Consider the following 14,079-nt stretch of genomic DNA (forward strand, 5'->3'; position numbering starts at 1 on the left):
GGCAGCCTGATCCAGCCCGCCGTCCCGGAGAGGACTGGTCACGGTGTGTTGCCGGTCACAGAGGTCCCTCCGTCGTTGACGACCAGCACGAGAAGGCCGCCACCGAGTTCGGCGATGCGCCGACGTCCTGGGGCTTGGCATGGGTCATGGTCTCTTCCCATGCGCGCGCGGCAGACCGGCTCGGTGTGCCGTTCGAGACGCTGCTGGAGGAAGTCAAGTCGGCGGTGGTGGGCCGCTGCCGTGCCCGCTGAGCGTGAGCAGGTTGCCGAGGTGGCGGTGGTCGTGGCTGCCTGACGGGTCGCGGGGATGACCGGGACGGTGGCCAACGTGACCGGAGCTCGACGGTGGCGGGGTCGGTCATGACCTCGCGCAGGTCGGCCATGAGGTCGCCGTTGTCGGGATGCTCCAGGTCCGTGGTTCTGGAGCCGAGGACGGCGTGGAGGAACAGCCGGGCCTTGAAGGGCCAGCGGCGGTAGATGGTGTCCTTGCCGACGCCGGCCCGGGCGGCGACGGCTTCCCTGCTGAGCTTGGCGTAGCCGACCTCGAGGGCCAGGTCGAGGGCGGCCTGCATGACCGTTTCGGCCCGGCCGTCGGAACGGCGGCGGCCGTCGCCCGGCCTATCGCCCGAGGGCGAAGAAGCATGAACGTACTGAACGCCCTGCGCTCCGCCATCCGGGGCCGGGTCCTGCTGCCCGGGATCCGCTGACGACATCGCTGGGCGCGGGCTGGCCGGTCAGGCCTGCACCCAGCGGCATGGTGCCCGGGCGGTGAGAAGGAGTGGCACTCCTCCAGATGTGGGGCCGCATGCGGGGATCGACACACCAGAAGAGGTGTGTGTTGACGCATTTTGGTACCTGAATGTTCTATTTGAAACGTGAGCGTTCCATTATGCTCGGCCATGACTCCTGAACCGCTCTCGAGAGGAGAACGGCGTGCAAGCGCGAGAACTGGCCAAAGTCCTGGTGATCGGTGGCGGTCAGGCAGGCCTGGCGACGGCCTACACCCTGCGTGAGAACGGGTTCCGCCCGGTGATCCTGGAGTCCGGGCCGGAGGCGGCCGGCTCGTGGCCGCGCTACTACGACAGCCTGCGGGTGTTCACGCCGGCGCGAATCAACGGCCTGCCCGGCCTGCCCTTCCCCGGGCATCCCGATCACTTCCCGGTCCGTGACGAGGTCGCCGACTACCTGAGAACGTACGCGGCCCGCCTCGACTGTGAGATCCTGACCGGCCGGCGCGTGGTGTCGGTGACCGCCACCGAACACGGGTATCTAGCCGAGACCCAGGATGGGGAGCGGCACGAGGCGGCCTTCGTGGTCGCGGCCAGCGGCTCGTTCGACAAGCCGTACCGGCCCGCCCTGCCGGGCCTGGAGGGATACACCGGCACGATCCTCCACGCGGCCGACTACCGCAGCCCGGAGCCCTTCGAGGGACAGCGCGTGGTCATTGTCGGCGCAGCCAACTCAGCCGTGCAGATCGGCGTCGAGCTGGCCCGTCACGCCCGGGTCACACTCGCCACCCGCGAGCCCGTGCGCTTCTTCACCACCAAGCCGACGCCGGGAGACTCCTTCGTCTGGACCCTGTTCGCCAGGCTCGGGCGGCTGCCGACCAGCCTGGCATTCCCCCAGCACAACGTGTCCAACGGGGTGAACGGAGTGATCGAGTGCGGTGGATACCGAACCGCGATCGACGCCGGCCGCCCGGACCGCCGTGAGTTGTTCACACGGGCGGAGGGGACCCGGCTGCACTGGCCTGACGCGCCAGCCGAGCATGTCGACACCGTCATCCTGGCCACGGGCTACCGCTGGGCGATGGACTATTTGCGCCCGCTCGGCGCGCTGGACCCCGAGGGGGTGCCCCGGCAGCGGGGCGGGATGTCCACAAGCCATCCCGGCCTGGCCGTCGTCGGACTGACGGGACAGTACTCGCTGCTGTCCGGATCGTTGATCGGCGCGGGCGCCGACGCCTACCACGTCGCCCGCCGATTGCGGAGACAGGCGGCGGCGTGGCTCGCCTCTACCCCGAAGCAGAGCCTCTCCGTGACGCGGTAGAGCTGAGGCGGCGCAACCGGGGTGGGCCTCCGGCGCTGCCTCGCCGGAGGTGACCTGGTCCGCTGTAGTGGCCGGCACCGTCTGCCGGCCCCGTCAGACAGGGGCGATGAGCGCCCAAAGTTCGCCGCCGGCGGTCACGGCCGCTGTGGTGAGGCGTTCGTCCCACTCGTGAAGCGAACCGTAATCCGCCCGCCAGCCCAGGATCGCGAGCGTCAGGGTATGCAGGCTGTGCTCAGCGGTCGTGCCCATCGCCCCGTGCACCTGGTGGGCGTTGCGGACGACCGTCGTCGCCGCGTGGCCGGCGCACGATCGTGCCACGGCGACGGAGAGGGGGGTCAGGCCCTCGCGAACACAGGCGTCCGCCGCGGCTCTGGCCAGGGATGTCTCGGCCGCTATGTCGGCGATCAGGTGCTGGACGGGCTGGAAGCGGGCCAGCGGCCGACCGAACTGCGTCCTTGTCGTCGCGTGGGTGACGCACAGGCGGAGTACGGACTCCATCGCGCCCGTCATCTGCAGAGCGCGTGCCAAGGCCCCGCGCAGGACGAACTCCTCCGCCAGGTGGCAGGCGACCGGGACGCCGCGCGTCGCGGCCAGGTCCGCGGCGACGTCGTCGCGCGGCTCGCCGGCCAGGTTCGTCCCTCGAGTCACATGCACGGACGCCGGATCGAGATCGGCCACCAGCCATCCGTCGCCGGTCTGCCACAGTGCCACGATCCGCCCGGCGTCGCGGGCCCAGGGCACGCCGCGGGCCGTACCGGCGGGCTCCAGGACGCACGCCGTACGAAGGATGTCGTCCGACGGCAGACCGGCCTCCGTGAGCAGCCACCCCGCCAGCAGATCGTTCTCGGCCAGGGGAAGGGCGAGACCGCGCGCAGCCGCGGCGCGCAGCAACACCGCGGCCTCGGTCCAGGTGGCGCCGCTTCCGCCGCTGTGCTCCGGGGTCGTCAGCCGGGTGAGGCCACAGGAGGAGAGCGTGTCCCACAGCGCGCGGTCCAGCACGCCGTGCGGGGTGGGGCCACGGTCGGCGAACACCGACGTCATCAGGTCCAGCAGCACCGGGTCGATTGTCATGCGCGCAGCCCCAGTCCCCGCGCGATCACGCCGCGCAGGATCTCGCCGCTGCCGCCGCGCAGCGTGAATCCGGGACGTCTCAGCAATGCGGTGCGCAGCAGCGGCGAGGCCGCACCCACGTGATCGGCGAGCTCCGCGATGTCGCCCTCCAGCGTCGTGCCGAGCACCTTGACGAGGGCGGCCTCGGTGTCCGCCGGCCTGCCGGCCTGAAGCGACGACGCGACACCGTGCGACAGGTGGCGGAGCGCCGCCAGACGAGCGATGTGGCGGCCCAAGTCAGGGTGCCGGGGAAGCTCGCCCCGGCCGGTCGCCGCGGCCGTCTCCGCCAGCAGGGGCAGGGTCGACAGGAAGCGTTCGGGGCCGCTGCGCTCGTACCCCAGCTCGGACGTCACCTGTCGCCATCCGTCGCCGATCCGGCCGAGCACCCGCGTGTCGGGGACGAAGACATCCGCCAGCACGACCTCGTTGAAGTGGTGCTCGCCGCCCATCGAGACGATCGGGCGGATCGTCACACCAGGCGTGCGCAGGTCCACGATGAACTGGCTGAGGCCGGCGTGGCGGTCGGCTCCGGCCTGCGGTGACGTGCGCGCCAGGACGATGAACCCGTGTGCCCGGTGCGCGCCAGTCGTCCAGACCTTGGTGCCGGTCAGCAGCCAGCCGCCGTCGGCGCGGTCCGCACGGGTGCGGACGCTCGCCAGGTCCGACCCCGAGTCCGGCTCGCTCATGCCGATGGCGAAGAAGCACTCCCCACGGGCGATCGGGGGGAGGAACGCGTGTCGCTGCTCGTCCGTGCCGAAGGCCAGCAGGGACGGGGCGACCTGCCGGTCGGCGATCCAGTGCGCGGCCACGGGAGCCCCGGCGGCGAGCAGTTCCTCGGTGACAGCCCAGCGTTCCAGGAAGGTGCGGCCGGCGCCACCGTACTGACGCGGGATGGTCATGCCGACCCAGTGGTGCCGCGCGAGGTCACGTGTGAAGTCCTCGTCCCAGCCGCCGTGCCAGGCGTCGACGGCCGGGACGAAGCGGCGGGACCGCAAGAACGCGCGAACCTTTGCGCGTAGGTCCTTCATGAGGGCCTTCTCCTGGCGAAGGCGGCGACGGCCTCGCGGTGTTCGTCGGTGTGGTGCGCCACGGCCTGCATCGCCGCCGACAGCTCCAGCAGGCTCTCGAGCCCTTGCCGCTCGGCCTCGCGCAGCAGGCGCTTGGCCATGCGCACGGCTTGCGGCGGGTGGGCGGCCACCTGCGCGGCCAGGGCATGCGCCTCGGCGAGCAAGTCGCCGTCGTCGACGATGCGCGAGACCAACCCCCATTCCAGCGCGGTCACCGCGTCGATCCGATCTCCGGTCAGCATCATCTCGGCGGCGCGGGCCGCGCCGACGGCACGTGGCAGCAGCCATGCACCGCCGTCGCCCGGGATCAGGCCGAGCGTGACGAAACCCGCTGAGAAGAAGGCCGTTTCGGAGGCGAGGCGCAGGTCGCACAGCAGGGCGAGGTCACAGCCTGCGCCGACCGCCGGGCCGTTCACCGCTGCGATCAGCGGCACCTCGCAGTTGTACAGGGCGCGGGTCAGGCGCTGGATGCCATACCGGTAACCGTCACGCTGCCGGAACGGCGGCCCGGCGAAGTAGCCGTTTCCGGCGGCCATGTCGGTGATGTCGCCGCCGGTGGAGAAGGCGGAGCCGGCCCCGGTCAGGACGATGGCGCGGACGGAGTCGTCGGCGTTCACCGCGTCGGTGAGACGCACGAACGCGTCCACGACCGTGGCTCCCGAGATGGGATTGCGCCGCTCGGGCAGATTCAAGGTCCACGTTGCCACGTGCCCGGAATGCTGCACCACGACCGGATCTCTCACGGTCCCTCCTGGAGTCGTCCGTACGAAGGCCTCCATACCAATCACGAAAGGCGGCGGCCGCGCCAAGACGTGCCATCGATCGCTCGTATAGCCGTTTCCTATGTGCCCGGCCATAGGAAACGGCTATACGAGCGATCATGAACCGGCCTTTGACCGGCCCTCCGCGCCTCCCGTTCACTGATGGCCAGCCGAAGCGAGGAGACATCGATGAGGGACGCCGTGATCGTGGACGCCGTCCGCACCCCGATCGGGAAGCGGAACGGGGCGCTGGCCGCTGTCCATCCCGCCGACCTGTCCGCCCATGTTCTGAATACGCTGGCCGACCGCAATGCATTCGAGCCCGGCGAGATCGACGACGTGATCTGGGGCTGCGTCAGCCAGGTCGGCGACCAGACCGGCGACATTGCGAGGACCGCCCTGCTGGCGGCGGGATGGCCGGACTCCGTGCCCGGCGTCACCGTGGACCGCCGCTGCGGTTCGAGCCAGCAGGCGGTACATTTCGCCGCGGCAGGCGTCGTGGCAGGACACTACGACTTCGTGGTCGCCGGCGGGGTCGAGTCGATGAGCCGGGTGCCGATGGGGTCGGCGGCACGCGACGGCAGCCCGTTCCCCGACAGCGTGCTCGCACGTTATGGCGTCCCCGGCTTCGGACAGGGCACCGGCGCGGAGCTGATGGCCGAGCGCTGGGGCCTGTCCCGCCGGCGACTGGACGAGTACGCCGCCCGCTCCCACGCCCGTGCTGCCGAAGCCGTCGACACGGGTGCCCTGGACGGGCAGCTCGCGCCCGTCGCCGGCCTTCAGACCGACCAGGGCATCCGCCGCGACACCTCGACCGGCACACTCGCGAACCTGAGGACCGCGTTCCGCCAGGATGGTGTCGTCACGGCCGGGAACGCCTCGCAGATCTCCGACGGAGCGGCCGCCTTGCTGATCACATCCGGTGCGACCGCCAGGGCCCGCGGCCTGAAGCCCCTCGCCCGCGTCCACACCGCCGTGCTCGCCGCCGACGATCCTGTCGTCATGCTCAGCGCGCCCATCGCCGCGACTGCCAAGGCGCTGAAACGCTCCGGCCTGGGCATCGACGAGATCGGCGCGTACGAGGTGAACGAGGCGTTCGCGCCCGTACCGCTTGCCTGGCAGGCCGAGACCGGCGCCGCCGACGACCGGCTGAACCCCCTGGGGGGCGCCATCGCCACCGGCCATCCCCTGGGAGCGAGCGGCGCCGTGCTGATGACGCGGCTGGCCCACCACATGCGCGATCGCGGGCTGCGCTATGGGCTTCAAACCATGTGCGAAGGCGGCGGCATGGCCAACGCGACCATTCTCGAACTTCTTGAAGGCGCCCCATGAGACGCACCCTCTTCACCGGCGAGCACGACACCTTCCGCGCCACTGCGCGTGACTTCCTCGCCAAGCACGTCGTGCCGTACTTCCCCGCGTGGGAGCAGGCCGGGCTCGTCCCCAGGGAGATCTTCACCAAGGTCGGCGACCTCGGCGTGCTCGGCATGCAGATCCCCGCGAGACACGGTGGTGCGGGCACGCGCAGCTTCCTCTACCCGGCGATCTGGGCCGAGGAGACGGCCCGCGCGCACGTCAACCTGGGCGGGCTCGGTGTGCACCTGAACGTCGTCATCCCCTACTTCGTCTCCTACAGCACCGAGGAACAGGCCGGCCGCTGGCTGCCAGGGCTCGGCACGGGCGCGCTGATGGCCTCGATCGCGATGACCGAGCCCGGAACCGGCTCGGACCTCGCGGGCATGGCCACCACCGCCGTCCGCGACGGCGACGACTGGATACTGAACGGCGCGAAGACCTTCATCACCGGCGGCGTCCACGCCGACCTCGTCATCGTCGTCGCGCGCACCGGAGAAGGCGGAGATCGCAGGGACGGCCTGTCCTTGCTGGTCGTCGAACGGGACATGCCCGGCTTCACCCGTGGCCGCAACCTGGACAAACTGGGCCTGCGCACCCAGGACACCGCCGAGCTGTTCTTCGAAGACGTCCGTGTCCCCGCAGGGAACCTGCTGGGAGAGGAAGGGCAGGCGTTCAGGTACTTGACCGGTAACCTGCCGCAGGAACGCCTCGCCATCGCCGTCGGCGCGCAGGCCGCTGCCGAGGCAGCGCTCGACACGACGCTGGCGTACGTCCGCGACCGGCAGGTGTTCGGCAAGAGCGTCGCCTCCTTCCAGAACACCAGGTTCGAGCTCGCCGCCTGCGCCACCCGCCTGGAAGCAGGCCGCGCGCTGGTGGATCGCGCCCTGGTAGCGCACGACGCCGGGGAGTTGTCGATCGCCGACGCCGCCAAGGTGAAGGTCTTTTGCACCGAGTTGCAGGGCGAGGTCGTGGACCGTTGCCTGCAACTGCACGGTGGCTACGGCTACATGCGTGAGTACCCGATAGCCCGGCTGTACGCCGACGCCCGGGTCAGCCGCATCTACGGCGGCACCACAGAGGTTTTGAAGACCATCATCGCGAAGTCACTCGGAATCTGAGCGGCCCGGCTGAAAGGCGACCCATGCGTTTGGAAGGCATCACCACGGCTGTCACCGGCGGGGCCAGGGGACTCGGCCTGGCCACGGCCCGCGTGCTGGCCGAGGCAGGCTGCACGGTGACGATCATCGATCTGCCTGACTCCGGAGGCGAGAGCGTTGCGAAAGAGCTGGGTGATGCGGCAGTTTTCGTGCCCGCGGACGTGACGGACGCCGGCCAGTTCGCTGCGGCGCTCGACGTCGCCGAGGACCGCGGCGGCCTGCGCGGGCTCGTTCACTGTGCCGGGGCGGGCCGGAAGATCCGGCTGCTGGACCGCGATGGGAAGCCTGGATCGGTTGAGGACTTCGAGTGGACCGTCCGGCTCAACCTGACCGGCTCCTTCAACGCGCTGCGGCTGGGCGCGGAGCGGATTGCGCGGCGAGATCCCGTGGAGGGCGAGCGCGGCGCGATCGTCCTGACCGCTTCCGTCGCCGCCTACGAGGGGCAGATCGGGCAGATCGCCTATACCGCGGCGAAGGCGGGGATCGTCGGCATGACCATCACCGCCGCCCGCGACCTGGCCAGCCGTGGCATCCGCGTCTGCACCATCGCTCCCGGCATCATGGACACCCGCCTGCTCGCCCGCATGCGCGAGGACGTTCGGGCTGCGCTGCACGCCAGTGTGCCGCACCCGTCGCGGCTCGGGCACGCCGCCGAGTTCGGGTCCCTGGCCCGGCAGATCCTGGAGAACGGCTACCTCAACGGCGAGACGATCCGGTTGGACGGCGCCATACGGATGGCGCCCCGCTAGCTTGGCGACATGGATCTGCACCAGGTCGAGTACTTTCTCGCGGTCGTCGACCATCGCGGCGTCAACGCGGCGGCCGCGGCACTCGGAGTCGCGCAGCCGACGGTCTCGCAGGCGCTGCGTAAGCTGGAGCGCGAGCTCGGCGTGCCGCTCTTCCACCGGATCGGCCGCGGTGTCGTGCTGACATCGGCGGGGCATGCGCTGATCGGCCCGGCGCGCCGCATCCTGCGCAACGTTGTGGCGGCGCAGGGCACGCTGGCGGACGCGGCCGGACGGCCCCGCGGCCGGCTGGACATCGTCGCCATCCCCACCTTCGCCGCCGATCCGGTCGCCCGCCTGCTCGCCACGTTCCGCCACGACCACCCCGAAGTCCTCATCCGGATCGACGACCTGCGCGACGAGAGCGCCGTCACGTCGCTGCTGCGGGAGGGGCACGGGGAGATCGTTATCTGTCACCTGCCGCTCGCGGAGGCGTCCGGCCTTCAGGTGCTGGAACTGGGCGTGCAGGAGTGGTGGGTGGCCTACCCGCCGGGATCGGCGGTGCCGCCGGACGATCCACTCCCGCTCACCGCTCTGCCCGACCTGCCGCTGGTGACCGTGCCGCGTGGCGGGTCTCAGGCGGGGGAGATCGAGCAGGCCCTCGCGGAGGCGGGCTGCGCGGTCCGTACGGCGACCGTGGTGCAGAGCCGGGAGGCCCGGTTGCCGTTCGTCCTGGCCGGCGTGGGCGGCACGTTCCTGGAGCGGTCGCTGGCCGAGACGTCCCGGGTGCGTGGCGCGCAGGTGCGGGCGGTGACGCCGCCGATCCGCCGGGCGTACGGGCTGGTCTACGACGAGGCCGGGCTGTCCCCGGCGGGGCGGGACTTCGTGGAGCTGGCCCGTTCAGCCGGATGATCGCCGGCGACCCGCAGGAAGGCCGACGCCGCCGGAGACAGGGGACCGGCCCGGAACACGAGCCCGATTCGGCGGTGGATCGGCGGGTCCGTGGAGCGGACGACCACGCCGTCGATGCCGCTCTCCGCGAACGCCCGGGGCAGGAACGCGGCGCCCACTCCATGCCGGACGAGCTCCCAGATGGCCTGCCGATGCGCGCACTCCATCACGACCCGACCGGCGGGGGGAGTGCCGGGCTCGACCACGAAGGGCAGCTCGGCGACCGCCTCCAGCGGGACTGGGTCCGGCAGACCGGCGGCCAACGACGGCGGCAATACCAGCGCCGTCTCCTGGGTCAGCAGCTCCACGCACCGCAGCGTCTCACTTTGGACCGGAAGTTCGGTCAGGCCGACCTCCGCCTCCCCGGCACGGACCCTCGCGGCCACGGACGTCACCTTTTCACAAGCCTGGACGGTGACCAGCAGGCCGGGATGCTCATGGCGCAGCGCGGCGGTCAGTTCGGGCAGCGGGTCGACAGCCAGCGCGGCCAGCGCGGCGATCTCCAGCCGCCCGGCGGCCAGGTCTCGTACGTCCCGCACCCGATCACGGGCGTGTTCGACATCGGCCAGGAGCCGCCGAGCTGGGACGGCGAACGCGGCGCCGTCCTGAGTCAGCACGAGACCACGGCTCGTCCGTTCGAACAACTCCACGCCGAGCCGCCGCTCCAGCACGCGGATCGCCTGCGACAGCGACGGTTGTGCGATGTACAGCGCCTGTGCGGCCCTGGTCACCCCGCCGTGATCGATGACGGCGATGAAGTACTCGATCAGGCGGAGGTCCACGCCGCACAGGATAGTGGCCTGGCCTGCGACCATAGGAAACGGTGATCGGTCCGGTCGGCAGCCGGTCTTTGCTCGCGCACGGACGGCGGTGGTGGACTCGCCCCATGACATCTGAGCGCGAAGAACTGCTGGTCGACCTCGCTGACAACGTCCTGGTGATCACGATCAACCGGCCGCACGCCAGGAACGCGATCACCCAGGCGGTCGCCGAGGACATTGCTGCGGCTCTGGACCTCCTGGACTCGCGCGACGATCTGTCCGTCGGCGTCATCACCGGTGCCGGGGGAGCCTTCTGCTCGGGGATGGACCTGAAGGCGTTCGCCCGTGGTGAGCGCCCGAGGGTCGAAGGCCGGGGTTTCGCGGGCCTGACGGAGGCGCCCCCGCGGAAGCCGCTGATCGCGGCCGTCGAGGGCCCGGCGGTGGCGGGCGGCTGGGAGATCGTACTGGCCTGTGACATGGTCGTGGCCGCGCGAACGGCCCGTTTCGGTCTGCCGGAGGTGAAACGCGGCCTGGTGGCCACCGCCGGTGGCCTGCTCCGCCTGCCGAACCGCGTCTCGGAGCAACTCGCCATGGAGTTCGCGCTGACCGGCGACCTGCTGCTCGCCGAACGCGCTTACCAGATCGGACTGGTGAATCGCCTGAGTGAGGAGGGCGAGGCACTGCGGACGGCTCTGGACCTCGCCGCGACGATCTCAGCCAACGGTCCTTTGGCGGTCGAGGCGAGCAAACGCGTGATCCGCCAGCACACCCGGTGGCCGGAAGAGGAACGCTTCGCTCGCCAGCGCCTCATCACCGACCCGGTCATCGCCTCCGCGGACGCTGCGGAGGGTGCCCGTGCTTTCGCCGAGAAACGCCCTCCGCGCTGGACGGGACGCTGACCCTATCCAGCCGGGAGCGGTCCAGGCTCCGCGGATGGGGCCCGCCGGGCCGTCCGCGCCAAAAACGTACGTACGTTCAAATGCTAGATTGGCGCCCATGAGTCAACGTGAGGATCTTCTGGCCGCAGCCCGCGCCTGCCTGGCTGACAAGGGCTTCCACCGCACTACTGCGCGCGACATCGCCGCCGCCTCCGGAGCGCATCTGGCCTCCATCGGCTATCACTTCGGTTCCAAGGACGCATTGATGACGTTGGCGGCACTGGAAGCGCAGGACGAGTGGGGAGACGTGATCTCTGCGGTCGTTCAGGCTGCCGGCGTGTCCGTTCCCTCTGAGCGGCTCCGGATCGCGCTGGAGGAGTTCCTGACCGCGCTGCCCCGTCAGCGCGAACCGCTCCTGGTCAGCGTGCAGGCCTACGCCCAGGCGCCCTACAACGATGAGATCCGCCGGTCGCTGACCTTGGCGGGCGAGCAGGCCCGCGCGGAGCTGGCCGCCCTTGTCATCGGCCCGCCGACCGACCCTGACCTCGGCGAGGATACGGCCACGGACATGGAGACCGCAGAGAACGGCGGCCTGGGGGCCGTGGTGCACGCGCTGCTCGTCGGCCTGTCGATGCAGTGCTTGCTCGACCCGGGCTCTCTCCCTTCGGCCGACCAGGTGACCCGGGCATTGCGCGCGCTGGGAGGCGATCGCGAGAGCTAGCGATCACGTGCCAATGCCGGCTCCTGCTCACCCGAAGGCAGGGCGCGGACGGGCACGACACCCCGCCAGCTTCGGGCTTCCCCTTCATGGAGTTATCTGCAATGAGTGATGAGACCTATGCTGCAGCCAGGGGTCGACGCCCGCTCATGGGGGCGTCGGTCGCGTGGCTACTGGCGCTGATGACGGCCTGCGGCATGCCGGAGCAACCCTTGACCGACTCCGCTCCCCGTGAGAAGGCGACGTCGCCCACTCCGGCTGAGCCGCCGCCCTCCTCCTCCATCTCGTCGCCGCCGCCGCACACAGCCACCGCTGTCGTCAGCCCTTCCTATAGCGATCCGTACTCCGACAACCGCGAACCCCTCGCCAGTGCCATCGCCACCCATCCCGAAGACGGCCAGCGCTCCGTGAAGGTCGACCTCGTCGGGCTCAACCGGACCGGTGACCATGTCGCGATCCAGGTTCGTCTCACCGAAACGCGCGAGCGTTCCATGTATGTATGGCACCACATCGACGACCGCATGGGAGGCGGCAGGGACAGGGACGACATGGCCTCGGGCCTCGGCATCATCGACGTGGCCGCCAGCCGCCTGCTGATGCCGTCCTCCACACCCGACGGAGGTTGCGTGTGTACCGTCGAGGACGACTTCGAGAGCCCATGGCTCCAGCCGGGCAAGCCCCGCACCTTCTTCGCGCTGGTGCCGGCTCCCTCCGGAGGTGCCACCTCCGCGACCGTGTACACCCCGCTCGCTCCGCCGTTCATCAACGTTCCCATCAGCGACGAGCCTCCGCAGCCGCCACCCAACCAGCAGATTCCGGACCCGGCCACCGCTCAGCTCACTCCGCTTTCCTATCCCATGGAGCTGCCCTCGGCCAGCTTGGACAACAGCTCGGAGACCACCACCGACGATGAACAGGTCCGCATCAATCTCTCCTCCGACGTGCTGTTCAAGGTGAACAAGGCGGACCTGTCTGCGGACGCCCGTACGGTACTGGAGCGCACAGCGGGCCAGATCGACGCCTCAGACGCGGCCGAGGTCACCATCGAGGGGCACGCGGACTCGACCGGCACCGACGCCATCAACCAGCCACTGTCCGAACGTCGTGCCGACTCCGTGCGCAAGCGGCTGTCCTCGCTCGTCACCCGGGATGGGGTGAGATTCAGCGCCAAGGGCTACGGTTCCACCAAACCGATCTACCCCAACGACGACGAGAGCGGCCGACGCAAGAACCGCCGGGTGACCGTCACCTTCGACCGGCCCGAGTCGCGTCCCGCGCCTGCCCCGAGCAGGACGCCGAACGCCATCGAGTCGGGACGTCCCGGGGGCAGCAGCACCACGAACGTCGAGGGACAGCCGTTCACCGTCGAGGTCGACCCCATCCGCGCGATCGGGGAAGGGGTGGGCCTCATGGTTCTCAGAACCACCAACAACGGCATCAAGCAGACCTGGCTGCATGACCTCAGCGACCGCCCGTCGAGCCTGCCCGGCCGAGGCGGCAGGGGCGCCGCCTCCAACGTCGACGTGGTCGATCCCGGCAGCAAGACCCTCCACGGCGCTGTCATCGTCTACACCCGGCAGGGTGCGTCCCTCTCCTGCCTGTGCACGCCCAGCTCCTACAACGCCAAGCACCTCGCGCAGGAAACCAAGGAGTTCTGGACCCTCGTCAGCCTGCCCCAGGACGCCACAAGCGTGCGAGTACGCGTAGCGGACTTCCCGCCGCTGGCCGGTGTGCCGGTGATCAGATAAGACTGGCTGGCCCCCAACGGCGATGTAGGGGGCCGGGATCGACGTGATTGAGGACGCGTACGCCATGTGAAGGGTAACGCCGGCGACGTTGGCTGTGCCGCCAAGCTGAGAGGACGGTCCACCGACCAACGTCCGTCGGCAGGCCCGCTCGCCATGACTCCGGGCATCGGGTCCCGCTCACCACCGTTTCCGGTGCAGGACCTCATCGCGCCTGGATGCGCCGGGCGGGCCTGACGTCAGTGCCGAGGGTGAAGGCCAGCGGAATGAACGCGGCCAGCATGATTTCCTGGTACGGCACGCGCACCTGGGCCAGTTTCCGTGCGGCGCCAACGGGAACACCGGCTCGCCTACACGGTGGCCTGTTGCCGCCGCACATACCCGTGGGCAGCGCCCGTTCCCCACACACCGCTCGCGACCTGCGACTGGTCGCTCCAAGAGTTGAACCGGCGGCCCCGCCTTGTCCTTGGCAACCGCACTCCGGTCCAAGCAGGGCGAACATGGCTGACACAGGCGTCTTCCAGAGGACTCCCAACCACCGCTGGAAGGCAGCGCGGGTCGAGTGGCAGGGCTCTGCCATTTGGTCGTCCCGTCCAGCACCTTGTCGATGATGGTGGAGGTGGTCCGCTTGGAGACGTCGGCGCTGTTGATCTCGGAGAGTTCGGAGATCTCGCCGGTGGTCGGCCCTATGGCGACCAGCGAGACGACCATCGGTGCATGCCGGACAACCGCCGCTGCCGCTTGCGCACGATCTTCGGCTCGAAGGTGCCGTCCCATCACGGGGCACGGTGATCTCGTCCGG

The 14,079-nt window shown here is 70.2% G+C and carries 13 protein-coding genes; 8 read left to right on the forward strand and 5 right to left on the reverse strand.

The annotated features are described in order from the left end of the window. Positions 1-55 precede the first annotated feature (55 nt). Entirely contained in the window at positions 56-571 is a 516-nt protein-coding gene (locus KME80_RS16635; RefSeq protein WP_219506132.1) for a TetR/AcrR family transcriptional regulator, read from the reverse strand. A gap of 361 nt (positions 572-932) precedes the next feature. Here KME80_RS16635 and KME80_RS16640 point away from each other — a divergent pair, with 361 nt between their 5' ends. Next, entirely contained in the window at positions 933-2,048 is a 1,116-nt protein-coding gene (locus KME80_RS16640; protein WP_308125793.1) for a flavin-containing monooxygenase, read from the forward strand. Positions 2,049-2,141: 93 nt separating this feature from the next. Here the strand turns inward: KME80_RS16640 and KME80_RS16645 are convergent, their stop codons facing one another. Genes KME80_RS16645 through KME80_RS16655 form a run of 3 tightly spaced genes read right to left on the reverse strand, consistent with a single transcriptional unit; the run spans position 2,142 to position 4,968 of the window. Further along, entirely contained in the window at positions 2,142-3,119 is a 978-nt protein-coding gene (locus KME80_RS16645; RefSeq protein WP_219506134.1) for an acyl-CoA dehydrogenase family protein, read from the reverse strand. Next, positions 3,116-4,186, reverse strand: coding sequence for an acyl-CoA dehydrogenase family protein (locus KME80_RS16650; protein ID WP_281427020.1), 1,071 nt, complete (start codon positions 4,184-4,186; stop codon positions 3,116-3,118). The genes KME80_RS16645 and KME80_RS16650 overlap by 4 nt, the downstream gene beginning before the upstream one ends. Then, positions 4,183-4,968 carry a crotonase/enoyl-CoA hydratase family protein gene (locus KME80_RS16655; protein ID WP_219506138.1) on the reverse strand — a complete coding sequence of 262 codons (786 nt, stop codon included), beginning with the start codon at positions 4,966-4,968 and terminating at the stop codon, positions 4,183-4,185. Before KME80_RS16655 ends, KME80_RS16650 begins: the two co-directional genes overlap by 4 nt. A 207-nt stretch (positions 4,969-5,175) precedes the next feature. Between KME80_RS16655 and KME80_RS16660 the strand changes: the two genes are divergently transcribed. From KME80_RS16660 to KME80_RS16675, 4 genes are read left to right on the forward strand one after another with little or no spacing between them, the layout of a single operon-like run. Continuing rightward, complete coding sequence (locus KME80_RS16660; RefSeq protein WP_219506140.1) at positions 5,176-6,318, forward strand: thiolase family protein; 1,143 nt, start codon at positions 5,176-5,178, stop codon at positions 6,316-6,318. Next, a complete protein-coding gene (locus KME80_RS16665; protein WP_219506142.1) occupies positions 6,315-7,460 on the forward strand; it encodes an acyl-CoA dehydrogenase family protein in 1,146 nt (381 codons plus the stop codon). The genes KME80_RS16660 and KME80_RS16665 overlap by 4 nt, the downstream gene beginning before the upstream one ends. 23 nt (positions 7,461-7,483) lie before the next feature. After that, the gene (locus tag KME80_RS16670; protein ID WP_219506144.1) at positions 7,484-8,248 is read left to right on the forward strand and encodes an SDR family NAD(P)-dependent oxidoreductase; all 765 of its coding nucleotides are present in this window, start codon (positions 7,484-7,486) and stop codon (positions 8,246-8,248) included. 9 nt (positions 8,249-8,257) lie between these two features. Continuing rightward, a complete protein-coding gene (locus KME80_RS16675) occupies positions 8,258-9,136 on the forward strand; it encodes a LysR family transcriptional regulator (protein WP_219506146.1) in 879 nt (292 codons plus the stop codon). On the opposite strand, the gene KME80_RS16680 is transcribed toward KME80_RS16675, so the two are convergent. Further along, positions 9,070-9,957 (reverse strand): LysR family transcriptional regulator, encoded by an 888-nt coding sequence (locus KME80_RS16680; protein ID WP_219506148.1) that lies wholly within the window; start codon positions 9,955-9,957, stop codon positions 9,070-9,072. The two genes, KME80_RS16675 and KME80_RS16680, sit on opposite strands and share 67 nt — an antisense overlap. Before the next feature lie 104 nt (positions 9,958-10,061). On the opposite strand from KME80_RS16680, the gene KME80_RS16685 reads away from it, so the two are divergent. The 3 genes from KME80_RS16685 (at position 10,062) to KME80_RS16695 (ending at position 13,280) form a co-directional block, all read left to right on the forward strand. Then, on the forward strand, positions 10,062-10,835 hold the full coding sequence (locus tag KME80_RS16685) for a crotonase/enoyl-CoA hydratase family protein (protein ID WP_219506158.1): 774 nt from the start codon (positions 10,062-10,064) through the stop codon (positions 10,833-10,835). A gap of 97 nt (positions 10,836-10,932) precedes the next feature. Then, positions 10,933-11,535: a TetR/AcrR family transcriptional regulator gene (locus KME80_RS16690; RefSeq protein ID WP_219506160.1), complete on the forward strand. Its 603-nt coding sequence runs from the start codon at positions 10,933-10,935 to the stop codon at positions 11,533-11,535. Between the two features lie 101 nt (positions 11,536-11,636). Then, the gene (locus tag KME80_RS16695) at positions 11,637-13,280 is read left to right on the forward strand and encodes an OmpA family protein (RefSeq protein ID WP_219506162.1); all 1,644 of its coding nucleotides are present in this window, start codon (positions 11,637-11,639) and stop codon (positions 13,278-13,280) included. The last annotated feature ends 799 nt before the right edge of the window (positions 13,281-14,079 follow it).

It is taken from the genome of Nonomuraea ceibae (assembly GCF_019396325.1).
In the GTDB taxonomy this organism is placed as follows: domain Bacteria; phylum Actinomycetota; class Actinomycetes; order Streptosporangiales; family Streptosporangiaceae; genus Nonomuraea; species Nonomuraea ceibae.